The 23,743-nt window shown below is 69.0% G+C and carries 24 protein-coding genes and 2 pseudogenes; 15 read left to right on the top strand and 11 right to left on the bottom strand.

Translation table 11 applies throughout. From position 1 onward, the window contains the following. The first annotated feature begins 254 nt into the window (after nucleotides 1-254). From ACWCO2_RS28445 to ACWCO2_RS28460, 4 genes are all read left to right on the top strand, one after another. On the top strand, nucleotides 255-494 hold the full coding sequence (locus ACWCO2_RS28445; RefSeq protein WP_450130853.1) for a hypothetical protein: 240 nt from the start codon (nucleotides 255-257) through the stop codon (nucleotides 492-494). Then, a complete protein-coding gene (locus ACWCO2_RS28450) occupies nucleotides 491-1,030 on the top strand; it encodes a DUF6879 family protein (protein ID WP_450130854.1) in 540 nt (179 codons plus the stop codon). The genes ACWCO2_RS28445 and ACWCO2_RS28450 overlap by 4 nt, the downstream gene beginning before the upstream one ends. After that, the gene (locus tag ACWCO2_RS28455; RefSeq protein WP_450130855.1) at nucleotides 1,027-1,872 is read left to right on the top strand and encodes a helix-turn-helix domain-containing protein; all 846 of its coding nucleotides are present in this window, start codon (nucleotides 1,027-1,029) and stop codon (nucleotides 1,870-1,872) included. Before ACWCO2_RS28450 ends, ACWCO2_RS28455 begins: the two co-directional genes overlap by 4 nt. Nucleotides 1,873-2,112: 240 nt before the next feature. Beyond that, nucleotides 2,113-2,412: a MerR family transcriptional regulator gene (locus tag ACWCO2_RS28460; RefSeq protein ID WP_450130875.1), complete on the top strand. Its 300-nt coding sequence runs from the start codon at nucleotides 2,113-2,115 to the stop codon at nucleotides 2,410-2,412. Here ACWCO2_RS28460 and ACWCO2_RS28465 read toward each other — a convergent pair. Then, nucleotides 2,409-3,143, bottom strand: coding sequence for a class I SAM-dependent methyltransferase (locus ACWCO2_RS28465; RefSeq protein WP_450130856.1), 735 nt, complete (start codon nucleotides 3,141-3,143; stop codon nucleotides 2,409-2,411). The two genes, ACWCO2_RS28460 and ACWCO2_RS28465, sit on opposite strands and share 4 nt — an antisense overlap. 287 nt (nucleotides 3,144-3,430) lie before the next feature. Here ACWCO2_RS28465 and ACWCO2_RS28470 point away from each other — a divergent pair, with 287 nt between their 5' ends. Continuing rightward, nucleotides 3,431-4,816 (top strand): MFS transporter, encoded by a 1,386-nt coding sequence (locus ACWCO2_RS28470; protein ID WP_450130857.1) that lies wholly within the window; start codon nucleotides 3,431-3,433, stop codon nucleotides 4,814-4,816. A 234-nt stretch (nucleotides 4,817-5,050) separates the two neighbouring features. Here ACWCO2_RS28470 and ACWCO2_RS28475 read toward each other — a convergent pair whose 3' ends face one another. Further along, nucleotides 5,051-5,212 carry a hypothetical protein gene (locus ACWCO2_RS28475; protein WP_450130858.1) on the bottom strand — a complete coding sequence of 54 codons (162 nt, stop codon included), beginning with the start codon at nucleotides 5,210-5,212 and terminating at the stop codon, nucleotides 5,051-5,053. 98 nt (nucleotides 5,213-5,310) lie between these two features. On the opposite strand from ACWCO2_RS28475, the gene ACWCO2_RS28480 reads away from it, so the two are divergent. The 4 genes from ACWCO2_RS28480 to fahA all read left to right on the top strand — a co-directional run bounded on the left by ACWCO2_RS28480 (nucleotide 5,311) and on the right by fahA (nucleotide 9,218). Beyond that, nucleotides 5,311-5,835, top strand: coding sequence for a MarR family winged helix-turn-helix transcriptional regulator (locus ACWCO2_RS28480; protein WP_450130859.1), 525 nt, complete (start codon nucleotides 5,311-5,313; stop codon nucleotides 5,833-5,835). A 148-nt stretch (nucleotides 5,836-5,983) separates the two neighbouring features. Further along, the gene (locus ACWCO2_RS28485; protein WP_450130860.1) at nucleotides 5,984-7,183 is read left to right on the top strand and encodes a cupin domain-containing protein; all 1,200 of its coding nucleotides are present in this window, start codon (nucleotides 5,984-5,986) and stop codon (nucleotides 7,181-7,183) included. Beyond that, nucleotides 7,180-8,043 (top strand): hypothetical protein, encoded by an 864-nt coding sequence (locus ACWCO2_RS28490; RefSeq protein WP_450130861.1) that lies wholly within the window; start codon nucleotides 7,180-7,182, stop codon nucleotides 8,041-8,043. The genes ACWCO2_RS28485 and ACWCO2_RS28490 overlap by 4 nt, the downstream gene beginning before the upstream one ends. Beyond that, nucleotides 8,040-9,218: a fumarylacetoacetase gene (gene fahA / locus ACWCO2_RS28495; RefSeq protein WP_450130862.1), complete on the top strand. Its 1,179-nt coding sequence runs from the start codon at nucleotides 8,040-8,042 to the stop codon at nucleotides 9,216-9,218. The genes ACWCO2_RS28490 and fahA overlap by 4 nt, the downstream gene beginning before the upstream one ends. A 58-nt stretch (nucleotides 9,219-9,276) precedes the next feature. On the opposite strand, the gene ACWCO2_RS28500 is transcribed toward fahA, so the two are convergent. Beyond that, nucleotides 9,277-10,464 (bottom strand): cytochrome P450, encoded by a 1,188-nt coding sequence (locus ACWCO2_RS28500; protein WP_450130863.1) that lies wholly within the window; start codon nucleotides 10,462-10,464, stop codon nucleotides 9,277-9,279. Nucleotides 10,465-10,692: 228 nt separating this feature from the next. Here ACWCO2_RS28500 and ACWCO2_RS28505 point away from each other — a divergent pair, with 228 nt between their 5' ends. Together ACWCO2_RS28505 and ACWCO2_RS28510 are read left to right on the top strand one after the other, a co-directional pair. Then, complete coding sequence (locus ACWCO2_RS28505) at nucleotides 10,693-12,093, top strand: protein kinase domain-containing protein (protein ID WP_450130864.1); 1,401 nt, start codon at nucleotides 10,693-10,695, stop codon at nucleotides 12,091-12,093. Between the two features lie 85 nt (nucleotides 12,094-12,178). Continuing rightward, nucleotides 12,179-13,756: a FadD3 family acyl-CoA ligase gene (locus ACWCO2_RS28510; RefSeq protein WP_450130865.1), complete on the top strand. Its 1,578-nt coding sequence runs from the start codon at nucleotides 12,179-12,181 to the stop codon at nucleotides 13,754-13,756. Between the two features lie 2 nt (nucleotides 13,757-13,758). Here ACWCO2_RS28510 and ACWCO2_RS28515 read toward each other — a convergent pair. The 6 genes and pseudogenes from ACWCO2_RS28515 to ACWCO2_RS28540 form a co-directional block, all read right to left on the bottom strand. Next, nucleotides 13,759-15,177: pseudogene (locus ACWCO2_RS28515) on the bottom strand (polynucleotide kinase-phosphatase); the annotation flags it as partial. A gap of 32 nt (nucleotides 15,178-15,209) precedes the next feature. Next, entirely contained in the window at nucleotides 15,210-16,463 is a 1,254-nt protein-coding gene (locus ACWCO2_RS28520; RefSeq protein WP_450130866.1) for an RNA-guided endonuclease InsQ/TnpB family protein, read from the bottom strand. A 70-nt stretch (nucleotides 16,464-16,533) separates the two neighbouring features. Then, nucleotides 16,534-17,289, bottom strand: a pseudogene (locus tag ACWCO2_RS28525) (3' terminal RNA ribose 2'-O-methyltransferase Hen1); the annotation flags it as partial. 103 nt (nucleotides 17,290-17,392) lie between these two features. Then, nucleotides 17,393-18,046: a response regulator gene (locus tag ACWCO2_RS28530; protein ID WP_450130867.1), complete on the bottom strand. Its 654-nt coding sequence runs from the start codon at nucleotides 18,044-18,046 to the stop codon at nucleotides 17,393-17,395. Beyond that, nucleotides 18,043-19,146 carry a sensor histidine kinase gene (locus ACWCO2_RS28535; RefSeq protein ID WP_450130868.1) on the bottom strand — a complete coding sequence of 368 codons (1,104 nt, stop codon included), beginning with the start codon at nucleotides 19,144-19,146 and terminating at the stop codon, nucleotides 18,043-18,045. Before ACWCO2_RS28535 ends, ACWCO2_RS28530 begins: the two co-directional genes overlap by 4 nt. Nucleotides 19,147-19,481: 335 nt before the next feature. Continuing rightward, nucleotides 19,482-20,249, bottom strand: a complete 768-nt coding sequence (locus ACWCO2_RS28540) for an enoyl-CoA hydratase/isomerase family protein (protein ID WP_450130869.1) — start codon at nucleotides 20,247-20,249, stop codon at nucleotides 19,482-19,484. Nucleotides 20,250-20,757: 508 nt separating this feature from the next. Between ACWCO2_RS28540 and ACWCO2_RS28545 the strand changes: the two genes are divergently transcribed. Further along, the gene (locus ACWCO2_RS28545) at nucleotides 20,758-20,952 is read left to right on the top strand and encodes a hypothetical protein (protein WP_450130870.1); all 195 of its coding nucleotides are present in this window, start codon (nucleotides 20,758-20,760) and stop codon (nucleotides 20,950-20,952) included. Between the two features lie 11 nt (nucleotides 20,953-20,963). Here ACWCO2_RS28545 and ACWCO2_RS28550 read toward each other — a convergent pair whose 3' ends face one another. Continuing rightward, entirely contained in the window at nucleotides 20,964-22,265 is a 1,302-nt protein-coding gene (locus ACWCO2_RS28550) for a flavin monoamine oxidase family protein (protein ID WP_450130871.1), read from the bottom strand. Nucleotides 22,266-22,467: 202 nt separating this feature from the next. On the opposite strand from ACWCO2_RS28550, the gene ACWCO2_RS28555 reads away from it, so the two are divergent. Continuing rightward, nucleotides 22,468-22,869, top strand: a complete 402-nt coding sequence (locus tag ACWCO2_RS28555; RefSeq protein ID WP_450130872.1) for a cold-shock protein — start codon at nucleotides 22,468-22,470, stop codon at nucleotides 22,867-22,869. Nucleotides 22,870-22,908: 39 nt separating this feature from the next. Here the strand turns inward: ACWCO2_RS28555 and ACWCO2_RS28560 are convergent, their stop codons facing one another. Then, entirely contained in the window at nucleotides 22,909-23,064 is a 156-nt protein-coding gene (locus tag ACWCO2_RS28560; RefSeq protein ID WP_450130873.1) for a hypothetical protein, read from the bottom strand. A 258-nt stretch (nucleotides 23,065-23,322) separates the two neighbouring features. Between ACWCO2_RS28560 and ACWCO2_RS28565 the strand changes: the two genes are divergently transcribed. Together ACWCO2_RS28565 and ACWCO2_RS28570 are read left to right on the top strand one after the other, a co-directional pair. Next, on the top strand, nucleotides 23,323-23,529 hold the full coding sequence (locus tag ACWCO2_RS28565) for a heavy-metal-associated domain-containing protein (RefSeq protein ID WP_450130874.1): 207 nt from the start codon (nucleotides 23,323-23,325) through the stop codon (nucleotides 23,527-23,529). Between the two features lie 38 nt (nucleotides 23,530-23,567). After that, nucleotides 23,568-23,743, top strand: a 176-nt coding sequence (locus ACWCO2_RS28570; protein ID WP_450130876.1) for a cation transporter, incomplete at its 3' end; no start/stop codon positions are given.

A 23,743-nucleotide genomic window follows, 5' to 3' on the forward strand; every position in this document is an offset into this window, starting at 1 on the left:
GGCAGGGGGCAGGTGAGAGGCGAGCGGGAGGGGGATCGTGACCACCGGGAACCAGTTGATGCTCACGTGCTCGCCCGCCTCTCAGTCTCCTGTCGCCCCCGTTGTCGCCAGTATGGGAACGATCGCCCCCGCACATCAAGCAATCCGCGCAATCGCCAACCGAACGGCCCAGCAGGTCGCGTCACCCGGATCGGCTGTCCGAGTTGCGCCGCGCCCCGAGCCTTGACCGAATGCACGTATTGCACGGACGATGCATGAATCTTCCGAACGAGGAGGACCAGGTGAAGTTGACCTTCTGGGGGACGACGTCCCACGCGGGTACCTGCCCCACGCTGTACAGCACCGACCAGGGCACCTACGTCGTTCAGGGCTACAAGGTCACCGATCCGGAAGCGCTGGCCGCGCTGCGCGAACGCGGCCTGCCCGACCACGAGACGGCGGTGGAGGTACCAGCCGCTTTGCTCGACGTCTTCGTGCCGAAGGCGGCACCGTGAGTTCCTGGGTCTTACCGGGCGCGCAGTTCGAAGAACTGCTGCGCTCGTTCCGGCATCGGGCGTGGCGGTGGGAGTGCCAGGGCACCTACCGCCAGCCGGCCGAGGCCGAACCCTGGCGGCGCTGGCGAGCCGGTGAATCCGACGATCTGGCTTGGTTGCGCCCCTGGCTGGACCAGGTGGCGGCGGCGACCCGGGCGGGACGGTTGTTCGCCCGGGTGCGCGTTTTCCAGGAGCCGCCAACGGAATACCAGTTATGGCAGCTCGACGTCGGTCCGGCCAACGTCGCCGCGGGCGAGGACGTCCGGGTGCTCCCCGAATCCCGGGCGCGGGCGCTGGGCCTGCCCACCCACGACTTCTGGCTCTTCGACGAGGCGCGGGTTGCGCTGATGCACTTCGAGGACCAGCGGTTCGCTGGTACCGAGATCATCGCCAGCCCGGGGGAGGTGAACCGGTACCGGAACTGGTGTGGAATCGCGCGCAAGCACGCGGTTCCGCTGCTGGCCTACCGGCACGATCTGCTCGGGAGGCGCCGGTGAGCGACTTCGACACCCGCCGCCTCGCATTCGGCGACGCATTGCGGCGATTACGCGTGGAAGCCGGGCTGTCCGGCAAACAGCTCGCGCAGCTGGCCGGATGGACGCCGTCGAAGGTCTCGCGGATGGAAACCGCGAACCAGTCCGTCGCCGATTCCGACGTGGTGGTCTACTGCCGGTTGACCGGCGCGGGCGAGCCGGTTGAGTCCGAGCTGCGGCAGGAGCTGCGTGAGATCCGGCTCGAAGCGGCGAGCTGGAAGCGCCAGCTGCGCACCGGAAACAGCGCCCGGCAGGAGTACGGCAAACAGCTCGAGCACGACGCCGAGCGCATCCGGCTGTTCGAGATCGCGATGGTGCCCGGTCTGGCGCAGACCGCCGAATACGCCCGGTACATGTTCGAAGCGGTCGCCGTGCTGCACCAGAACCAGCTGGACATCGCCGAGTCGGTCGAGCGGCGGATGGCCCGGCAGGAAGTCCTCTACCGACCGCGGACCGAAGTGCAGATCGTGTGCTCGGAAGCAGGTTTGCGGCACCCGATCGCCCCGCCACAGGTGATGGTGGGGCAGCTCGACCGGTTGCTGGCCTTGGCCGGGATGTCGACGCTGCGGCTGGCGGTGCTGCCGATGGACGTGCAGCTGACCGCGGTGCCGCAGCACGGTTTCGTCATCATCGACGACATGGCCCTGGTGGAAACGGTGAACACGGAGATGACCGTGACCGACCCCGACGACCTGGCCCGCTTCCGCCGGCTTTTCGACGTGCTGTTGTCGGCTTCGCTCGAAGGCCCCGACGCGCGCGCCGTGTTGCACCGGCTGATCGAGCAGTACGGCGCGCTCGAGGGCTGAGGCTCAACTGTCCCGGAATGCGCGCCGCTGAATTGAGATCCCGAATGCTGCCAGCCAGGGGAGCGGCGTCGCGTTGCCCGCGAGGTCGAGAGCCGCGCCGCCCAGATACGCCCGCCGCGATGGCGATGTTCCAGACGGTGATGGTCAGCGACTGCGCCAAGTCCGCATCACGCCCCGCGACCCTCGCCGACGCGAACTGGGGTGTCCGTGCGGTTGCTGCGCTTCTAAGAGGAGCAGGACCTGATCCGTCCGGCGCGCGATGAGCTCGGGCACCGCGACTACGGGGACGGCTCGGTGGATCGGGTGCACAAGATCCGCGGTCTGCTGGATTCCGGGATCCCTACCCGGATCATCCGCGACATCCTGCCGTGCCTGGAGAAGCCGGGCGCGATCCACATGCGCATCGTCGCCCCCGAGATGCTGGCCAACCTGGAGCGGGAGCGGGCGAAGGTCGAGGAGCGGATGGAATCGCTGGCGGACAACCTCGACGCCATCGACGACTACCTGGCCAAGGCCCGCCCCAACCTCCGCCAGACCTAGAAAGATCGCTGGGAGCTGATCCAGAGCACCGGGCCGGCCCGGTGAGTGTGCACGGTGCGCATCCCGCAGGAGTCCAGCTGCTCGGCGACGTCGTCCGGCCCGAAGAAGGTCAGCCCGGCGCGGTCGCCGATTAGCCGCGCAGCCTGGTGCAGGAGGCCGTCGCGCGGCGTCGGAACCATGACCGCCAGCCAGCCACCGGGGGCGAGCGCGCGGCACGCCGCGGCCAGGACGTCGTCGGGTGACGGGATCAGCTGCAGCGCGGCCAGGCTGGTGACCAGGTCGAAGGTGCCGTCCGGGAACGGCAGGTCGCGCGCGTCGGCGCGGATGAATCCGACGTTGTCGGACGTTTCGGTGCGGGCCGCCCGCGCCAGCATGGGACGGGAGACGTCCAGGCCGATGGCGAGCCCGGTCTGGCCGACCTGGCGCCCCAGCGCGGCGGTGACGTTGCCCGGCCCGCAACCGATGTCGAGCACCCGGCCGCCCAGCGGCGGGCGGGTTCGAGTGGGCAGCCGGTAACAGGCCGGGGACACCCGGCGGGCGAACGACTGCACGTGGTCGTAGCAGCTCGAGCCGAGGCCGGACTCCCAGAACGACTGGATCGGCCCGGACGGCTCCTCGGGATGACCGCCGAGCAGATCCAGGTAACCGGCTTCGAAATCCGGCTCCTCCGGAGCGGACTTCAGCAGCGGCAGCACCCGGGTGAACACCTGCGGCGTCGATTGGTCGGTCATGCGCACCTCCCGGCGACCAACACTAGGCAGTCGCCGAGCCAGCTGCCAACAGGTGCGGCGGCTGCCCTACACTCGACTCGTGGTCAAGAGCTCCTAGGTGTGGGCTCGCCCTCCGATGAGGCGGTTTCGCCGGGCGGAGGGCCGTTTTCCGCTGTCGTGACCACGTCGGCTCCCGTTCGGTCGAGCCCTGCACCCTCGGTTCCCACCGCGCTAGCGCGGCATCTCGTGCTGCCTGACCTCGGTGCCTTCGACGTGCTCACGCTTCCCTGCTTTCGAAACGAGGAGTGATGGTGAGCGTGCCGAAGAGGTACGTGCTGGTGCTGACGGCGGTTCTGCTGTCGTCGCTGACCTTTCCGCTGACGATCACCGGGGCGTCCTTGGCGCTGTCCGGCATCCGCGAGGATCTGGATGCCGGGCTCGCTGCGACCCAGTGGGTGGTCAACGGCTACAACGCCTGCTTCGCCAGTTTCCTGGTGTTCACCGGTTCGCTGGCCGACGTGCTCGGCCGCAGGCGGATCTACGCCGCAGGCCTGGCGCTGTTCTGCGCCAGCAGCGCGATGAGCGCGCTGGCCGATGACGTGCTGGTGCTCGACCTCGTCCGCGCGTTGGGCGGTGTTGGCGCCGCTGCAGCGACGACGGGCGGTTCGTCGATGCTCGCCGCGATCTTCCAAGGGGCGGCGAGGAGTCGGGCGTTCGGACTGCTGGGGACGGTGCTCGGCGTCGGACTGGCGTTCGGGCCCACCGTCGGCGGTGTGCTGGTCGAGACCCTGGGCTGGCGGGCGGTCTTCGCCGTACCGGCGCTGATCGCTGGGCTGGTCCTGCTGCTGGTGCCTGCACTTCCGGCGTTGCCCGGAGAACCGGGGCGCGGCATCGACTGGCCAGGGGCGGCGCTGTTCACCTCGGCGCTGTTCCTGCTGATCTTCGCGCTCGACGAAGGACCCGCGCTGGGCTTCGGAAACCTGCTCGTAGTCGGTGGGTTCGTCGCCGCGCTCGGGCTCGGGGCTGCTCTCGTCGCCGTTGAACGGCGTCGACCGGACCCGCTGTTCCAGCTCGATCTGCTGGTCAACAGGCGGTTCCTGACGCTGGCCGTGGCTGCCGGGGCGCACATGGGTGTGCTGGTCCCGCTGGTGGTGTACCTGCCGACGTACCTGATCGCGGTCGTCGGGCTGTCGGCCGCGCAGGCCGGGATCTGGTTGCTGATGCTGACCCTGCCGACGGTGTTCCTGCCGACCGTGGGAGCGGTGGTGTCCCGGTGGCTGCCCCCGATGTCGGTGGTCGTCGGCACCGTGGCGCTGAGCGGGATCGGCGCGCTGACGCTGGTGACCATCGGTCCGGACAGCACCCCGCTGCACCTGCTGGTGCCGTTCGTGCTGATCGGCGCCGGGGTCGGGCTGTCCAACGGGATTCTCGACGGCCTGGCGATCGGTAGCGTGCCGCCTGAGCAGGTGGGTGCGGCGTCGGGCACTTTCAACACCGCTCGGTTGGTCACCGAGACGATCGCGCTCGCAGCGGTCGGGGCGGTGCTGGCCGGGGTTGGCGGTGGACAGCTCACCGGAACAGCGTTCACCTCCGGTCTGCACATCGCGAGCGTGCTCCTGAGCTGCGCCGCAGCGATCGCGATCGGATGCGTGGTGTTCCTGATGCGCCGGGCCGCGCTCGTCGAGCACCAGTAGAGGCTTTCGACGTGCAGTCGAGCATGCCTCGGCGGTGCGCGGCGAAGCAAGACCGCACCCGGCTGGAGGGCCTCGCGAAAACTTCCTTGCCCGACCGGCCGGTAGCGGGCAAGGTGGCGGTCGCACCGATCGGACGGGACGCGTTCCCGGCCGGGTGCGGCCTGGCGGGACAACGGCGTCTTGCCAGGCGTCGGGGAACGGGTCGAACGCGTTCGACCCAGCAAACGGAAGGTTTCACGTGCGCCAACACCCGCAGCCGTCGATGCGAACATCGTGGCGGCAACCGAGCACGACCCGCCTGTTGCTCAAAGCGGCTTGGCTGGAGATCCGCGCGGTACTGCTGTAAGCGTCAGCGCCCATCGGGCGCACCCCGCCGATGTCCGAAATGGACTGCATGAGGCGTGGGGTTGAGAAGAGAGAACTGGGTCAGTTGGTGGCCCGCGTCCTCACCTGAGATAGTTAATGAATTGACTATCTTCTGTTTGGGAGGCGTGATGGCGGCGGACGAGCTGGACTTCTGGTCCTTCGTCGAACTGGCCAACCACCGGTTGTCCGAGGAGTACGGCTTCCAGCACCAGCTGGCCACCGAGGTGCTGCTGGCCCTCAACCGGGCGTCCAACATCGTCACCTACGACCTGGAAGCGGCTGTGCACCGCCCGCGCGGCCGCTCCTGGTCGGGCTTCCGGCTGCTGTTCGTCACCTGGCTGGCTGGACCGCTGGAGGCGAAGAAAGCCGCCGAGCTGACCGGGATGAGTCGCGCCGCGGTCTCGAACCTGACCAAGACCTTGGTGGGCGACGGCATGCTGGAGCGCACGCCGGGCGAGCACGACGGCCGTTCAGTGCTGCTGTCGCTGACCGAGCGCGGCCAGCAGGAGATGCTCGAGGTGTTCCGGGCTCAGAACGAGCGCGAGCACGAGTGGACCAGCGTGCTCACCGAGGCCGAGCAGCGCATCCTGGTCATGCTGCTCGACAAGCTGATCACCAACCGCGACCAGTTCGACATCCGCGGCCGCAACTGACCGTCCGGTTCACCCGGCCTGTGGGTGGGACCGCGATTTCGCGTAGCTCGTGGGTCGGTCGGCTGTTGCGGAGCGTCGAGATAGTTAATACATTGACCAACTGCGTCGGGGCGTTGAGGCCCTGGGGCGCTGCGAGGAGGCGAGGTCGATGGCGTACTACCGGCAGGTCGGCGATGTTCCGCCGAAACGGCACACCCAGCACCGCAGGCCCGACGGCGGCTTGTACTACGAGGAGCTGATGGGGGAGGAGGGCTTCTCCAGCGACTCCTCGCTGCTGTACCACCGCAACCTGCCCTCGGCGCTGGTGGACTCCACGGTCTGGGAGCTGCCGGACCTGGAGACCGAACCGAACCACCCGCTGCGCCCGCGGCACCTGAAGCTGCACGACCTGTTCGGCGGGCAGGAGTGGAAGCGCCACGACGTGGTCACCGGTCGGCGGCTGGTCCTGGGCAACGCCGACGTGCGGATCTCCTACGTCGTCGCGGGCGAGACCTCCCCGCTGTACCGCAACGGGATCGGCGACGAGTGCGTCTACGTCGAATCCGGTGAAGGCGTGGTCGAAACGGTGTTCGGCGCGCTGCCGTTCCGGCAGGGCGACTACGTGCTCCTGCCGCGCGCGACCACCCACCGCTGGGTGCCGAAGGGCGACGAACCGGTGCGCGCGTACTGCATCGAGGCGAACTCGCACATCACCCCGCCGCGCCGCTACCTGTCGAAGTTCGGCCAGCTGCTGGAGCACTCGCCGTACTGCGAGCGCGACCTGCACGGTCCGACCGAACCGCTGCTGGCCGAGGGCACCGACGTGGAGGTGCTGGTCAAGCACCGCGGCAGCCGGGGCATCGTGGGCACCCGGTTCGTCTACCCGGAGCACCCCTTCGACGTGGTCGGCTGGGACGGCTGCCTGTACCCGCACACCTTCAACATCGCCGACTTCGAGCCGATCACCGGCCGCGTGCACCAACCGCCGCCGGTGCACCAGGTGTTCGAGGGCAACAACTTCGTGGTGTGCAACTTCGTGCCGCGCAAGGTGGACTACCACCCGCTGTCCATCCCGGTGCCCTACTACCACTCCAACGTGGACTCCGACGAAGTGATGTTCTACTGCGGTGGGAACTACGAGGCGCGCAAGGGGTCCGGCATCGGTCAGGGCTCGATCTCGCTGCACCCGGGCGGGCACTCGCACGGCCCGCAGCCGGGCGCCACCGAGGGCAGCATCGGCGTGGAGTTCTTCGACGAGCTGGCGGTCATGGTCGACACCTTTCGCCCGCTGGAGCTCGGCGAGGGCGGCCGGGCCGCTGAAGACCCCGGTTATGCCTGGACCTGGGCGGGACGGGGGCCGAAGCAGTGAGCATCCCGGAGTTCGCCAAGGGGCTGTGCGATGACGCGGCGGTCTTCCCGCCCGGTCGCGCGCCGCTGCCCGACGCCGTCGCCGCGCACCTCCGGCACACCCAGTCGCCGTACGCAGCCCTGGTCGGTCCGCTCGTGCTGGCCGCGCCAGCGTTGGACGAGCTCCCCGGGCTGATCTGGCCCGACCAACAGCTCGAACTTTCCGTCACCGCCCCGAAAGGTCCGGCGCAGTTGCCGGCCGCGCTCGCGGCGGTGGAATCCCTGCCGGTTCGGCTGCGGGCGCTGGAAGTCGCGGTTCCGGCCGGGCAGGAGCCGAAGGAGTTCTTCGCGGCTCTCGACGCGGTGGGCGTCGACGAGGACGTGGCGGTGTTCGTGGAGGTGCCTCGCGACGAGCGCCGCCCGGAGGTCATCGCGACCTGCGCTTCGACCCGATACCAGGCGAAGTTCCGCACCGGCGGCGTCAAAGCCGAGCTTTACCCCGACGATGCCGAGCTGGCCGCCGCGATCCGCGCGGTGGTCGACGCCGGAGTGCCGTTCAAGGCCACCGCGGGCTTGCACCACGCGATCCGCAACACCGACCCGACAACGGGTTTCGAGCAGCACGGCTACCTGAACCTGCTGCTGGCCACGGACGCGGCGGTGGACTTCGCCGACGAGGTGGAGATCGCCGGCGTGCTCGCCGAGCGGGACGCACAGAAGATCGCCAAGCGGGTGGCGGATCTGGACCGGGTGCGGGTCGTGGCGGCGCGCGACCGCTTCCTGTCCTTCGGCACCTGCAGCATCGGCGAACCCCTGGTAGAACTGGTCGACCTCGGCCTGGTCCCGGCCGAGGTGCTCAGCGGAGGAGGAACCAACTCGTGATCGACATTCCGGACGGCTCGCTGTTCGGGCTCACCAACCTGCCCTACGGCGTCTTCTCCACGCCCGGAACCGAACCGCGCGTCGGCGTCCGCGTCGGCGTCCGCGTCGGCGATTCCGTCGTGGACCTGGCGGCGGCGCTGGACGACGAGGTCTTCGCGCAGCCGACGCTGAACGCGTTCATGGCTCAGGGCCACGACCGCTGGGTGCAGGTGCGGCAGCAGATCACCGAACTGGTCTCGGGCGAGGTGCCGGACGAGGCGGTGCACCCGGTCGCCGAGGTGCGCATGCACCTGCCGATCGAGGTCGCCGACTACGTCGACTTCTACGCATCCGAGCACCACGCGTCCAACCTCGGACGGCTGTTCCGCCCGGATTCCGAACCGCTGATGCCGAACTGGAAGCACCTCCCGGTCGGCTACCACGGACGTGGTGGAACGGTCGTGGTGTCAGGCACGGACATCGTCCGCCCCAGCGGGCAGCGCAAGGCGCCGAGCGAGGACGCCCCGACGTTCGGCCCGTGCCGCCGCCTGGACATCGAGGCGGAGCTCGGGTTCATCGTCGGCACCGGAACCGACCTGGGCACCTCGGTGCCGGTGGCCGAGTTCGGCACCAAGGTGTTCGGTGCGGTGCTGGTCAACGACTGGTCGGCCCGGGACATCCAGGCGTGGGAGTACGTGCCGCTGGGCCCGTTCCTCGGCAAGAGCTTCGCCACCTCGATCTCGCCGTGGGTGGTCCCGCTGCTCGCGCTGGAGGAAGCGCGCGTGGAAACCCCGCCGCAGATCCCGGAACCGCTGCAGTACCTCAAGGAGTCCGAACCGTGGGGCCTGGATGTCGAACTCGCGGTGTCCTGGAACGGTCACGAGGTCTCCCGCCCGCCCTACCGCGAGATGTACTGGTCGCCAGCCCAGATGCTGGCGCACATGACGGTCAACGGAGCCACCAGCCGCACCGGCGATCTCTACGCCTCGGGCACCATCTCCGGTCCGGAGAAGGACCAACGGGGTGCGTTCATCGAACTCACCTGGGGCGGCAAGGAACCGCTGAGCATCGGTGGAGAGGAGCGCACGTTCCTCGAAGACGGCGACGAAGTCGCGATCACGGCTACCGCGCCCGGCGCCAACGGCACCCGAATCGGCTTCGGCGAGGTCACCGGCCGCATCCTCCCCGCCACCTGACGAACCGAAGGGCGCCTTCCACCTGCGAAGTCGGGTGGAAGGCGCTTTCACACGGTGACTACCGGAGTTCGACGATCATGTCGCGGAGTTCGAAGCCGCCGATCGCGTCGTTGAAGGAGACGCGTGGTGGCGTGCGCAGGGCGACTCCCGGCAGGGCGAAGAGCTTGGTGAGGAAGATGTCGGATTCCAGGATCGCGACGTTCGCGCCCGGGCACTTGTGCGCGCCGTCGCCGAAGGACATCCCCGAGGCCGTGGCGTCGGTGAGGGGGCGGGCCGGGCACACCGCGAGGGGCTCGTCGCCGACCGCGCGCTGGTCGGTGTTGGTCGCGCTGACCTGGACGTCGATCACGTCGCCTGCCGGGACGGTGACGGTTTCACCGTCTTCGGCGGGCAGCTCGACGGGTGCGGTGGTGCGGCGCTTGAGGTGTCCGACCACCGGTTCCAGGCGCAGTAGCTCGTGCAGGATCGCGATCCGCTCGGGCTCTTCGGCGGCGCGGTAGCGGTCGCGGAGCTCGCTGTTGGTGAACAGGTGCCAGGCTGCCAGGTTGACGAACTCCCGGGTGGTGACCATGCCCGCGGCGGCGAAGGTGATGCACTCGCCGAGGATCTCGGCCGACGAGCAGCCCTCATCGAGCAGGTGCGAGATCAGGTCGTCGCGCCGCTGCGCGCGCCGGGCCCGCACGGCCGGGCGCACGTCGTTGAAGAAGATGCCCGACCAGTTCCTGGCCTGCCGCCACACCCAGTGCAGGCCGTTGAGGCTGGTGAAACCCGGTTCGCCGAACTCCTCCGGGAAGAACCGCTCCAACCGCTGCGCCAGGCCCGGACGGCTCTCGGTCAGCCCGATCACCGCGCACGCCACGTCGATGGCGAGGTTGAAGCTCAGCTCCGACAGCGGCGCCCGGCCTTCGTGGCGAAGCTTGGCCAGCTGCTCGTCGGCGACTCGCTCCATGAGGCCCCGGTAGGCCTCGTCCACCCGGCGCGGCGTGAAGTACTTGGCGGTCTGCCGCCGGTGCTCGCGGTGCTCGGGACCGTCCCGGTAGAGCACCGGGCGCCGGATCTTGGCCGGCATCTTCTCGACGGTCTCCACTCCGAGCCCGGCCTGGACGGTGTCGGTGCTGCGCAACGCGGCGCGCGCGGCGGCGTGGCCCCGGACCAGCCAGGCCCCGTCGCTGCCTCGGCTCACCGGGCATCCGCCCAGCTCCTCGCCGCGCTCGATCTTGCGTGCGTCCGTCGCGTCGGTCGACATCGGGGACCGGTCCTTTCCGCAGCCTGGGGTGTCAGAGCATGATCCACTTCTTCTAGCAGGCCGGGTGCCGCGGATGCAGCAGGTGAGTCAGATTCGTAGCGCAATGTTGACCGCCGGTGCTCGCGTGTCGGGACAATCGCTGGTGAACGGTCGCCGGGTTGGGGCGTGCGCTTTGCCGCGCGTCACCCAATAGGATGACTGGAAAGTCGGTCTGAGGAGTTGCGCACCGTGAAGTGGCAGTTCGGCCCGTACCGCGTGGAGGGATTGATCGCACGGGGCGGCATGGGTGAGATCTTGCGTGCCTACGACACCCGCCACGACCGCGTCGTCGCCCTCAAGCTGATCGCCGCGAACCTGGCCTCTGATGAGGAGTTCCGCGATCGGTTCAAGCGGGAGGCGCACGCGGTCGGCCGGTTGCGGGAGCCGCACGTCATCCCGATCCACGCCTACGGCGAGATCGACGGCCGGCTCTACCTGGACATGCGGCTGGTCGAGGGCGGCGACGTCGGTTCGCTGCTGGCGGCCAACGGCCCGATGCGCCCGGCGGACGCGGTGGCCGTCCTGGAGCAGGTCGCGCAGGCGCTGGACGCCGCGCACGCGGAAGGCCTGGTGCACCGCGACGTCAAGCCGCCCAACATCCTGGTCGCCGAGAGCGGCTTCGCCTACCTGGTCGACTTCGGCATCGCCGCGTCGCTGCGGGCTTCGGGGAGCCTGACCTCCACCGGCTACGCCGTGGGCACCCTGGCCTACATGGCGCCGGAGCGCTTCGAGGACGGCCCGGTGGATCATCGGGCGGACGTGTACTCGCTGGCCTGCGTGCTCTACCAGTGCCTGACCGGGGCGAAGCCCTTCGCCGGTGAGACGGCGGCTTCGCTGATCAACGCGCACCTCAACCACCAGCCGCCGCTGCCCACGGCCGCTCGCGGCGACCTCCCGCGGGAGTTCGACCACATCGTCTCCCGCGGCATGGCGAAGAAACCGTCCGACCGCTACGCCAGCGCCGGCGAGCTTGCTCGCGCCGCCCGCCAGGCGCTGACCAGCGTGACCGCTGTTCCGAGCGAGTACGTCCCGGTGTCCGCCCCGCCACGCCGCACTGCCCGCTGGCCGTACGTGGCCGCAGGAGCGGGTGTGCTCGCCGTGCTCGCCGGGGCGATCGCCTTCGCCAGCACGATGCGGACCGAGCCGGGCCGGGCGATCCCGGTGCAGGCGCCGCCGTCGAACGACCCGTTCGATTCCGTCGCGCCGACCAGTGCCGTCGAGGAGCCGGTGTCGGAGCAGACCGAGCCGGGCGGCGACCAGGAGGCCGCGCCAGCGACACCGGAGCAGACCAAGTGGTGCCAGACGATCACCTACGAAGGGGAGGAACGCGGCTCCGGTTGCTTCGAAGCGATCGGCGACCACCTGTTCGCGCACGACACCAACAAGGACGGCATGTGGATCAAGACAGTCGCCGAGACCGACTACGGCCGGGTCGCGACGTGCGAGGACCTCAACTCCATGGGTGATCCGGTCGACTGCAACTACGACATGCAGGAAAGCGGCCGGGTGCACTTCAAGGTCGAGCTCTGGGACGGCAAGGCCAAGCTCAGCGAGACCTCCTGGTCCGACTTCGTGCCGATCGGTCAGTAGGCCGATTCGGGCAATCGGCCCAAGCGGCTGGCCAAGCAAGCGCTCGGGGGGTTAGCTTACCAAGCACTTGCTTGGAGGTGGTCGCGTGTCCGGGAGCGAACCGCTCACCGTCCCCACCGCAGTCGGCCTTGCCGCGCAACGTTTTCCGGATTCGGATGCGCTGCTGGACGGACCGGTTCGGCTCAGCTTCGCGCAGCTGCTGGACCGGGTGCGGACCGTGGCGCGCGCCTTGATCGCCGAAGGCATCCGGCCTGGCGATCGGGTTGCGTTGTGCTCGCCGAACACCCACCACTGGGTGTTGGCCGCGCTCGGCGCGCAGTACGCGGGTGCGACGCTGGTGCCGATCAACACGCGGTTCACCGGCGCCGAAAGTCTCGACGTGATCCGGCGTTCGCGGGCCCGAGCGCTGGTGATCGCCGGGGAGTTCCTGGGCGTCGACCGGCTGGCGCAAATCCACGCCGCCGACAGCGGGGCGCTCGACCAGCTGCGCACGATCATCCGCGTCCCGGTCGAAGGCGAGTTGGAGCCGGTCGAGGGCACTCGTCGCTGGGACGACCTGGGCGCTCTGGCGGTCGCGGTCCCGGAATCGCAGGCCGACGAGGTGGCCGCGGCGGTCACTCCTGACGACGTCAGCGACATCCTGTTCACCTCGGGCACGACGGGGCGGAGCAAGGGCGCCATGAGCGCGCACCGCCAAGCGCTCGGCGTCGCGCGGGCCTGGGCTGAGAACAGCGAGCTGACCAGCGACGACCGCTACCTGGTGATCAACCCGTTCTTCCACAGCTTCGGTTACAAGGCCGGGCTCCTCCCTTGTCTGCTGCGCGGCGTCGCAGTGCTGCCGCAACTGACCTTCGACGTCGCCGACGTGCTCCGACGGGTCGAAGCCGACCGGATCACGGTGCTGCCCGGCCCGCCGACCATCTACCAGTCGATGCTCGACCACCCCGACCGAGACCACCACGACCTGTCCAGCCTGCGGTTGGCGGTGACCGGCGCGGCAACCGTCCCGGTCGTGCTGGTCGAGCGGATGCAGCGGGAGCTGAGCTTCGACGCCGTGCTCACCGCCTACGGGCTGACCGAAGCCGTCGTGGTGACGATGTGCCGACCTGATGACGACGACGAGACCGTGGCCACCACCTGCGGGCGCGCCACGTCCGAGCTCGAAGTCCGGATCGCGAGCAAGGACGGCACTTCGCGACCCGCGGGTGAGGCGGGGGAGGTCCAGGTGCGCGGGCGCAACGTCATGCTGGGCTACCTCGACGACGAAGCCGCGACCGAGCAGGCCTTCGATCACGGTGGCTGGCTGCGCACCGGCGACATCGGCACCCTCGACGAGCGCGGCTACCTGACCATCACCGATCGGCTCAAGGACATGTACATCTGCGGCGGCTTCAACGTCTACCCGGCCGAGATCGAGCAGGTGCTGTCCTGGCTGGACGGAGTCGTGGACGTGGCAGTGGTAGGAGTGCCCGACGAGCGTCTCGGCGAGGTCGGCAAGGCGTTCGTCGTCGGCAGCGCGGAACTGTCCACGGAGGACGTGATGGCGCACTGCCGGGACCGCTTGGCGAACTACAAACGGCCCCGGCAGGTCGAATTCCGCACCGAACTACCGCGCAACCCCTCCGGCAAGATCCTCAAACGCCTCCTGCGCGACCTGCGGTAGCACTACAACCGCGGGTCCACCGGCTCGGATTCCAGCGCCAGCACGGCGAAGACGCACTCGTGCACCCGCCACAACGGCTCACCGCGCGCCAACCGCTCCAGCGCTTCCAGTCCCAATGCGTACTCGCGGGCTGCCAAGCCGCGCTTGCGGCCCAGGCCTCGCTGCCGCAACCGGTCTAGGTTGGCCGGTTCGGTGTAGTCGGGGCCGTAGATGATCCGCAGGTACTCGCGTCCGCGCACCTTCAACCCCGGCTGCACGAGACCGCGCTTGCCCCTGGTGAGGTTGGCCGCCGGCTTGACGACCATGCCTTCACCACCAGCACCGGCGAGCTCCTCCCACCAGGTGATCCCGGCGGCGGTGGAGGTCGGGTCGGTGGTGTCCACCGCGAGCCGTCGGGTCGTGGCGAACAGCTCCGAGTCCACCTGCACCAACCGATCCGCCAGCGCGAGGTGCCAATCGTGCTCGCGGTCGTGGTACGTGCGTCCTTCGGTGGCCAGCAGCTGGAACGGCGCCAGCCGGACACCGCGCAACCCCTCGGTGGGCCAGCAGTAACGACGGTAGGCGTCCCGGTAGGAGCTGGCGTTGTCGGCTCGAGCACGGGTCTTCGCCAACAGATCGCCGACGTCGACACCTCGCTCGGCTGCAGCGGCCAACGACTCCAGCGCGGGTGGCAGCGCCGCCTCCGCAGCAGCCCCGACCGAGGCGTACCGGTCGGTGATCAGCGCACCGGCCTTGGCGCTCCACGGCATGAGCTCGGCGTCCAGAAGCAGCCAGTCGGTATTCAGTTCGTCCCACAACCCGGTCGAGTCCACCGCTGCGCGCACTCCGGCGAGCAGTTCAGCCTCCTGTTCAGGGGCGAAGAACGGACGTCCGGTCCGGGTGTGCACCGCGCCGGAGCCCTCGATGCCGAACCGGCCCGCGGAATCGTCCCGGCAAACCAGAACGACCGCGCGGGAGCCCATGTGCTTCTCCTCGCAGAGCACGTCCTGGACTCCAAGCGTCTGGTAGGCGGCGAACGCTTCCTCCGGGTGCTCGAGCGCGTCGGGCCGGTTGGAGGTGGCGACCGGGGCCATCGTCGGCGGAAGGTAGACCAGCCAGCGCGGGTCGATGGCGAACCGGCTCATCACCTCCAGCGCGGCGGCCGCCCGCTCGGGCTGGATCGAGATGCGGCCGTGGTGCCGGGTCTCCACGCTCCGCCGCCCGGCGACGTCGTCGAGGTTGAGCACGCCCGGCTCGCGCCGAGACACCGACTCCGCAGGCGGTGGGAGCTCGCCGGACGGCAGGAGCGGGCGCGACGGCTCGTACCAGACGCGCTGCGCCGGAACCGACACCACTTCGCGCTCGTCCAAGCACATAGCGTCGTTGATCCACTCGGTCTCCGGCACCGGCGTGTGGCCGTAGAGCACCATCGCCCCGCCCCGCGCCGGTACTCGTTGGCCCACGGTTGACTTCCTCATCGGCCTGAAGGCTGGTGATTCCTACCGCGCCCGGCGGCGCGGGCATCCGCGCTCGCCAGGTCACCTCGGTGGGTTCCTGCTTCACCGCGCTCGGCCCGAACGAGTTCGGGACTTACATGCGCTCCACAGGCTGTTACCGCCAGTCCGGCGGCCTTCGCGACGTTGACCGCCGCGTTCACGTCCCGATCCAGGTGCGTTCCGCATCCCTGGCACCGCCAGGTGCGGATGTGCAGCGGCTTAGGGCCGTCTTTCACGCCGCAGTTCGAGCACACCTGGGAAGTGGGCTCGAACCGGCCGATCCGAACCACCCTGCGCCCGTACAGTGCGGCTTTGTACTCCAGCATCGCCACGAACGCCGACCATCCGGCGTCGTGGACGGACTTGGCCAGCCTGGTGCGTGCCAGTCCCGAGACCGCCAGGTCTTCCACTGCGATCGCTTGGTTCTCGCGGATCAACTGGGTGGAAAGCTGGTGGTGGAACTCGCGGCGCGCATCGGCAACTCGCGCGTGCGAGCGGGCGACCTTTGCCCTGGCTTTGTCCCGGTTGGTGCTGCCCTTCTGCTTGCGGGAGAGGTCTCGTTGTGCCCGCTTGAGCTTGCGTTCGGCGTTGCGAAGGAACTTCGGGGCAATGATCTTTGTGCCGTCCGACAGCACTGCGAAGTGCCCCAGCCCCAGATCAACGCCGATTTCCGGGGCGTCGTTGTTGATGGGTTCGGAGTGGGTGTCGACGACGAAGGATGCGAAGTACCGTCCGGCGGCGTCTCTGATGACGGTCACGCTGGACGGGGCCGAGGGAAGTCGGCGGGACCATTTCACTGGCACGTCCCCGATCTTCGGCAGCCGCAGCTTGCCGCCCGGCGTGATCGACCAGCGGGCGTTGGCGGTGAACCGGACAGCCTGCCGCCGGTCACGCTTGCTCTTGAACCGGGGCACCCCCACCTTGCGGCCCGTGCGTTTCCCGCTCAGCGAGTCGAAGAAGTTCTTGTATGCCCGATCAGCATCCCGGAGCGCCTGCTGCAAGACCACCGCTGACACCCCGCCCAGCCACTCACGTTCCGGGGTGTTCTTCGCGTCAGTAACTAGGCGCGTGGACAACTCCGACGCGGTGGGGGCCTTCTCGCCAGTTTCATAAGCATTCCGGCGGGCCCGGATGGCGTCGTTGAACACCACACGAGCACACCCGAACGCTCGAGCCAACGCAGCCTGCTGGCCCGGCGTCGGATACAGGCGGAACCCGTACCGAAGCTGCACACCACGACCATAGATCCCATCACCGACAACGAGATCATTTGCACTGGTCACCACTGCTGTTTCATGCTGCACGCGCATTTGGTTTTCGTGACCAAGTACCGGATTCGGCGAGCTGCGCCAACGCGGAACGCACGTAGGACTTGCGGTGGGCGAGGTAGCGGTTGCTGATCAGCTCCCGCTCCGGGTGCTCGGCCAGCCAACCGTCCCCGGCGCGCAGCAGCTTGTCCACCTCATCGCCGTGGACCCAGTAGTGCTTTGCGTTGTCCAGCACCGGAATCAGCACGTACAGGTGCTTGAGCGCATCGGACACCAGGAGGTTCCCGGACAGCCGCAGGTCCACGTACCGCGAGTCGCCCCAGTCCGGCACCTGCGGATCCAGCGGGATCGGCGTGGCCTCGACCTGCCAGCCGAGCGGCTCGAACAATCGGGCCGCGAGATCGGCCCCGCCACGGCAGGGCAGTGCGGGAATCCGGATCTGCAGCGGGATCGGGGTGGCGGCCAGCTCCGGCCGCGCGTCGCAGCGCCCGTTCAACGCCGTCCGGAACACCGAGCCGAGTGCGACGGCGAGCAGCGACCCGGCGGCGTAGGGCCGGTCGTTGACGTATTGGCCGAGCGCGAACGAGTCGTTGTGCTTGCCACGCACCAAACCGATGGGATCGACGTCCAGCAACAGCGCCGCAGTGCACTCGTCCTGTTCTGCAACCGGGTAGAAGACGTGCGCGGTCCCGCCCGCGACCGGGAACGTCTGAGCTTTCTCTGGATGCTTGTGCAGCAGGAAGCCCAGGTCGGTCGCCGGGCTGTGCCTGGTGCTGACGGTGACTAACACACCACGAGTCTGACGCAGGAGACCGATTCGGCGAAGCGATTTTCGAAGAACTCAACGGGCGAGTCCACAGTGGAGTTATCTCGCGTCGTCCGACGAGGACACCTCAGTCGGCGAGGCCGGATTGGTAGGCGAACACGACGAGCTGGGCGCGGTCGCGTGCGCCGAGCTTGACCATCGCCCGGCTCACGTGGGTGCGCGCGGTGGCCGGGCTGACCACCAGGCGCTCGGCGATCTCCTCGTTGTTGAGCCCCTCGGCGACCAGGCTGAGCACCTCTCGTTCCCGCTCGGTCAGGGTGTGCAGCTGGGGGTGCGGGCGGCGGGCGCGCGCCTGCAGCGAGACGAACTCGCGGACCAGCTGGCGGGTGGCGGACGGCGCGAGCAGCGCGTCACCACCGGCGACCAGCCGGATGGCGCGAAGCAGGTCGACGGGTTTGGTGTCCTTGAGCAGGAACCCGCTGGCCCCGCCGCGCAGCGCGCTGAAGACGTACTCGTCGATCTCGAAGGTGGTCAGCACGATCACCCTGGTCCAGGCCAGGTCGGGATCAGCCGAGATCCGCCGGGTGGCCTCCAGCCCGTCCACGCCGGCCATCCGCACGTCCATCAGGACCACGTCCGGCCGGTGCTCACGCGCCGCGGCCACCGCGGCCAACCCGTCGGCCGCTTCTCCGGCGCAGGTCAGGTCGTCCTCGCTGTCGATGAGGGTGCGCAGTCCGATGCGCACCAGGTCCTGGTCGTCGACGATCAGCACGGAGATCATGGGGTTCCTTCGAGGGGCAGGCGGGCGGTGACGGTGAACCGGTGGTCCACGGTGGGGCCGGCCTCGAACTCGCCGCCCAGCGACGCGACCCGCTGCCGCATTCCGGGCAAACCGAGCCCATCACCACCTCCGGACGAGCCGGACAGCGGGTTGGTGACGGTGAGAGCCACGGCGTCCTCGGTGTACTCGATGGTCACCTCGGCGCGCTTGTCGTTGCTGTGGCGCAGCACGTTGGTCAGCGACTCCTGCAAGATCCGGTAGCTGGTCAGGTCGACCACCGGTGGCAAGCTCGGCGCCTCGCCGCCGGTGTTGAGCTCCACCGACACGCCGGCCTCGCGCATGCGTTGCAGCAGGTCGTCCAGCCGCCCCAAACCCGGTGTCTGCCCGCTGGGTCGACGTACCACCGCCAGCGTCGCGCGCAGCTCGTCCAGCGCGTCGCTGCTGGTGCGGCTGATCGCATCCAGCGCGACTTCCGCCTGCTCGGGCTTCTTCGCCAGCACGTGCAGCGCGACGTCGGCCTGCATCTTGATGGCGGCCAGCCCGTGCCCGACGACGTCGTGCACTTCTTGCGCGATGCGCAACCGCTCGTCGTCGACGCGCTGGCGCAGTTGCTCGGCCCGGTCCCGCTCCGCCGACTCGCGCTGCAGTCGGACGACGCTGCCGATGGCGAACGGCACGGCCACCCACGCCGAGCCGGGCAACACCGCGAGCAGGCTCGACGGCCCGGGGATGGTGGTGAAGATGTGCACCAGCTGCACCACGAGCACGCCCAGCGCGACCGGCACCGACGTAGACGGCGGCCGGTGCCGGGCGAGCGAGTAGACCGCCACGATCAGCGACAGCAGGATCGGACCGTAGGTGTAGCCCAGCACCAGGTAGGTGGAGGTGAACAGCGCGACCGCTCCGGCGGCGATGACGGGCTGCCTGCGCCGAAGCACCAGGCTCAAGCCAGCGGCGGCCACCAGTGCGAGACCGATGGCGTCCAACGGCCGGATCGCGGTGCCCGACCACCGGTTCGCCATCGTGGTGCCCACCAGCCCGATCAGCGTGATCACGACGGCGAGGGCCACGTCCGCGCTCAACGATCGCAATGCCCGCATGCGACGAATTCTCGCCGATCCTGCCGCGTGAGGAGTCGGCTCGGAAGCGAACATCTGCCTACTCCTCTCGACGTAGCTAGTTCTCGACCATGAAGTCGTCCGGGCTCGTTTTGGGTGGCGGTGCGGGTAGCGGAACCTCAGCGCCCGCCTGACTCCGGGATCTCCGACTCATGTACGTCCAATACACAGCGCTGGAGCTGTCCTCGCCAGGCGAGCGCTGAGAACCCGCGGCGTTGCAAGCTGAGTCCCACACCGCATGCGGCTCCGCCGCATTCCAGAACGACCTCTAACGTACCGCCGACGGGAGTTGTCGGTGGCCGTCCGATGTGGACGCCTCAGCGGTTCCCGTAGGGGAAGTCCGGCGAGCGGCGTTCCAGGAAAGCGGCGATGCCTTCAGCGCACTCACCGGTTTCGGCCGAAGTCCGCTGCCACTGCTCGGCCCGCTCGTCGAGCGGCACCCCGTGGTGAGCCAGGTCGACCAGCTCCTTGGAGGCGCGGACGGTGAGCTGGGAGCGGGTGGAGATGGTCGTGGCCAGCTCGCTCACGCGGGCCTGCGGGTCGTCGACGACCTCGTCCACCAAGCGCATCCGCAGCGCGTGCTCGGCGTCGAAGAAGTCCGCCGAGAACAGCAGCAGCTTCGCCGCCGACGGCCCGACCAGCTCGGTGAGCCGGGCGATGCTCGACCGCGGGTAGACGATGCCGAGCTTGGCGGGCGTGATACCGAACGTCGCCGAATCCGCCGCGATGCGGATGTCGCAGGCCGCGGCCAGCTGGCAGCCACCGCCGATGCACAGCCCGTTGATCAGCGCGATCGTGGGCAGCGGGAAGTCGACCAGGGCTCGCTCGGCGGCCACCGTCGGGTTCTCCGCCGCGCCCTCGATCGCGTGCAGCTCCGAGATGTCCGCCCCGGCGCAGAACGTGCCACCAGCACCGGTGAGCACCACGACGCGTGCCGCAGGATCGTCGGCGACCGCGCCCAGCAGCTCCGGGACCTGCCGCCACATGCTCTCTGTCATCGCGTTGCGCCGGTCCGGGTTGTCGATCGTGATCCACGCGGTGTGCCCGACGACGTCCAGATCAAGCCTGCCCTTGGCGTTGCTCATCGACTAGTCCGCTTCCATTGCTCGTGGGCACGTGCCGCGCCGGTTGAGATCGTGGATCTCATCCTCGCCGAACAGCCCGCCCGGGATCGAGGCGATGTGCTCGACCCAACCCGGTGCGTCCGGTGGGCGGCAACTGTTCCGGGGTGAGCGCAACAGCCGCTTCCGTGTCAGTGCTGGTCTCCAGAGTTCGGATGCACACCACCTCGGACGCCCGCAAGCTCCGCACCCACCAGCGGCAAGCCCTCGCCCGTGGTGCTCGAAACGATCTTGTCACCTGATCGAACTAATTGTCGATAGCTGTTGCGTCGATCGGGGGTTACCGAGAGGGCTCGGCGTTGGTCGCGTCGGGTGGTTTCTAACGGCGCCCGCTAGTTACTGAGCGAGTTCTCGCCGTGGCGCTCAGTGGATCATTTGGCCTGGTCCGGGGGCATTCGGCCACCCGATCGTGCAAAGCTGGCTCAGAGTGGCGAGGATCAGGGGTGAGCCGATCGGAAGGACAGGAGCGGACATGGACGAGGTGACCAACCGTCGCCTGACGGAGGTGCGTTCGTTGGCCGAGGAACTCAACCCCGAGGACATCGAAGCCGATATCGGCCGTGCGCGGATCGAGGCGTACCAGGCGGGAATGCGGTTCGCCGCCGACTACGTCGAGCACGGCCCCACGCGCGAGGAACGTCCCAACATCCCGCTCCCGCGCGTGTGAGCCGTCCTTGCTCAGCCCCTCGGTCCGCGCAGCGCTTCGTGCGCGGACCGGGAGGCGCGCAGGCCGCTCTCGACTGCGCCGTCGATGAACCCGGCCCAGCCGGTGGCGAGGTCAGAACCCGCGAAGCGGACCGCGCCGTGCGACTCCTGCAGAGCGGCCAGGTACTTGGTCAGCTGTCCCGGCCGCTGCATCGGCCAGGTCTCGCGGGAGAACTCGTCGGCCATCCAGTTGTGGCCGGCAACATCGACCACTTCGAGGTCGTCGCACCACACCCGCAACGCGCGGGTGACCCCCTCGACGTCATCGGGAGCGAGATCGGCGGCGCGGGTGCCGAAGGCGACCAACACGGTGTCGCCCTCCACTGTGTATTCGGGGTGGACGAAGGTCAGGTCGTGGTCGTCCGGCGCATAGCCGGTGAACGGCGCGACCTCGCCGCGTACCCGGATCCACGTCTTCAGTCCCTGCGACGCCGTGCGCTCGGCACTGGCAGCCAGCTTGGCGGCAGGTAGTGCGGGCTCGAAGTCGATGCTGCTGAGCACGTTGAGCGGCAGCGTGCAGATCACCTGCCGTGCCGTGATGCGGCCGCCGTCGGCGGTGGTGACGGTTGCGCCGCCGGAGTCCTGCGAGACGCTGGTGACCACTGTGCCGAGGCGGAGTTCGGCGTTGCTGTCAGCGGCGATCGCTCCGATCAGCGCCCCGGTGCCCTCGACGAGCCGGTAGCCAGAGGTGGCCTGGTGCAGCAGGGGCCAGTTGCCGGAAGCCGCCGAGCACCAGCGCATGGCTTGGGTGAGCCCGGAGACCGCTGCTGGGCCGTTGAAGTGCTCGGCCCACACGCCGGTGGTCACCTCGCCCTCGGTGGGATCGAGGTCGAGCTTGGCGAAGTAGTCGGCGACCGAGAGGTGGTCGATCTGGTCGAGGTCGGCGCGGTGCAGCGGCTCGTAGGGGAGCGGGAACCACTCGCAGCTCTCACGCGCCAGCCGGTCCATGCCGCGCGAGATCAGGGCGTCGAACTCCTCCGGACTGCCCTCGTGCTTGGTTTCGCCGGAGATCCAGTGGACCGTCTGCGAGGCCGGACTCGGCTCGACGCGCTGGCCGTACCGGGTGACCTCGGTCCAGACGTGCGGCTGCAGCCAGTGCACCCAGGTGCCGCCCATCTCCAGGCGTCGGCCCAGGCGCTCATCGGTCCAGGTTCGTCCGCCGATGCGGTCCCGTGCTTCGAGCACTGCGACCGAGTGCCCCCGCAGGGACAGCTCGCGGGCTGCGACGAGACCGGCGAATCCGGCACCGATGACCACGACGTCGTAGGAATCCATGCGCACTCCCCGCATTTCGGGATTGGTCCGAAGCGCATTCTGTTCGGTCGTCAGCGGTGTCCCCATCCGCCGATCGAGCGGTTGCGTCCGCGGGGTGTTCGCGTCCTATGTGGACTGGTGGCACCGGTCCGGTGTGGAGCGGTACACTTCCGGTTCCCGCGGATGGGGTGCGGGGTTCGTGGTGAAAGTTGGGAACTGGTTGATGGTTACCGGCAAGGTCGTTCGGTTCGACGAGGTTCGCGGGTACGGGTTCGTGGCCCCCGAGGTGGGCGGCGAGGACGTGTTCATCCACGTCAACGATCTGACCTTCGACAAGCGGCTGGTCGCTCCGGGGGTGGTCGTGGAGTTCGACCTGGAGGAGAGCGACCGCGGTCCGAAGGCGTCGAACGTGCGCATCGTGCGGCAGGCGTCGGTGCGGGCGGGGGAGGGCGGCGCTCCGGTGCCCGACGAGGAGCTCTTCGACGTGCTCTCGGCCAAGGAGTTCCACGAGCTGATCACGGAGTCGTTGCTCAGCGCCTCGCCGACCATGACCGCCGAGCAGATCCTGCAGGTGCGGCAGAAGCTCACCCAGGTCGCTGTGCGGCACGGCTGGGTCGAGGCCTAGCCGGCATCCGCGCGCCCGGCGCGCGGATGCCGACCGTCGTCAGTCTTCGTCCGGCTTGGCGTGGTCGGGCACGCCTGGGTGCGGGTCGCGGGACAGGTCGATCAGGGGGTGCACGTCGGCGCCTTCCGGCGCGGCGTGGCGGTGCCTGCCCGACTCGGCTTCGCCGGTCGTCGGGCGCTCGGATTCGGTGCTCAAGGTGCTTCCTCCGTGGACCGGTGTTGCGCGATGCCGTTCGGCGATCGCTGGTCGACATCAGCATGCCAACCACGTCCCGCGCGTGCCGGTAGGGCTGGTCGAGACCCGTGTCACACCCAGTCTGCGGCAGTACCCCTGGTAGGTACTACCGTCCAGTGGGGCGCGGACCGCGAGTGTCGACTACAATACCCCCCTAGGGTATAGATCCGGGATGTGGGCGCACGCAGGCGGAGCGCGAAGCGTGGAGAGGTGACGTAGATGAGCGAGACGACCTACACCGTGACCGGTATGACCTGTGAGCACTGCGTGCTTTCGGTGACCGAGGAGGTCAGCGAGATCGACGGCGTGACTGGTGTTCAGGTCGACCTGCCGACCGGTGCTGTCACCGTCACCAGCGACCAGGAGATCGGTGCGGACCAAGTGCGCGCCGCGGTGGAAGAGGCCGGATACCAGCTGGCCTCGTGACTCGCGGCCGCTGTTCGTGAGGATGTGACTTGGCGGAGATGACCGACGTGCACGCCACCAGCCCGGTCGCCGGGCAGCAGGTCGAGCTTGCCATCAGCGGGATGACGTGTGCTTCGTGCGCGGGGCGGATTGAGCGCAAGCTGAACAAGCTCGACGGCGTCGCGGCGACCGTCAACTACGCGACGGAGAAGGCCAAGGTCAGCGTCCCGGAGGG

The organism is Saccharopolyspora sp. NPDC002376 (genome assembly GCF_053593195.1).

Excerpts from the sequence above, each read along its gene's own strand:
- ACWCO2_RS28480 (WP_450130859.1), top strand. The coding sequence starts at position 5,311 with ATGGCGGCGGACGAGCTGGACTTCTGGTCCTTCGTCGAACTGGCCAAC.
- ACWCO2_RS28470 (WP_450130857.1), top strand. The coding sequence starts at position 3,431 with ATGGTGAGCGTGCCGAAGAGGTACGTGCTGGTGCTGACGGCGGTTCTG.
- ACWCO2_RS28565 (WP_450130874.1), top strand. The coding sequence starts at position 23,323 with ATGAGCGAGACGACCTACACCGTGACCGGTATGACCTGTGAGCACTGC.
- ACWCO2_RS28550 (WP_450130871.1), bottom strand. The coding sequence starts at position 22,265 with ATGGATTCCTACGACGTCGTGGTCATCGGTGCCGGATTCGCCGGTCTC.
- ACWCO2_RS28485 (WP_450130860.1), top strand. The coding sequence starts at position 5,984 with ATGGCGTACTACCGGCAGGTCGGCGATGTTCCGCCGAAACGGCACACC.
- ACWCO2_RS28530 (WP_450130867.1), bottom strand. The coding sequence starts at position 18,046 with ATGATCTCCGTGCTGATCGTCGACGACCAGGACCTGGTGCGCATCGGA.
- ACWCO2_RS28445 (WP_450130853.1), top strand. The coding sequence starts at position 255 with ATGAATCTTCCGAACGAGGAGGACCAGGTGAAGTTGACCTTCTGGGGG.
- ACWCO2_RS28465 (WP_450130856.1), bottom strand. The coding sequence starts at position 3,143 with ATGACCGACCAATCGACGCCGCAGGTGTTCACCCGGGTGCTGCCGCTG.
- ACWCO2_RS28545 (WP_450130870.1), top strand. The coding sequence starts at position 20,758 with ATGGACGAGGTGACCAACCGTCGCCTGACGGAGGTGCGTTCGTTGGCC.
- ACWCO2_RS28475 (WP_450130858.1), bottom strand. The coding sequence starts at position 5,212 with ATGCAGTCCATTTCGGACATCGGCGGGGTGCGCCCGATGGGCGCTGAC.
- ACWCO2_RS28535 (WP_450130868.1), bottom strand. The coding sequence starts at position 19,146 with ATGCGGGCATTGCGATCGTTGAGCGCGGACGTGGCCCTCGCCGTCGTG.
- ACWCO2_RS28500 (WP_450130863.1), bottom strand. The coding sequence starts at position 10,464 with ATGTCGACCGACGCGACGGACGCACGCAAGATCGAGCGCGGCGAGGAG.
- ACWCO2_RS28555 (WP_450130872.1), top strand. The coding sequence starts at position 22,468 with ATGGTTACCGGCAAGGTCGTTCGGTTCGACGAGGTTCGCGGGTACGGG.
- ACWCO2_RS28540 (WP_450130869.1), bottom strand. The coding sequence starts at position 20,249 with ATGAGCAACGCCAAGGGCAGGCTTGATCTGGACGTCGTCGGGCACACC.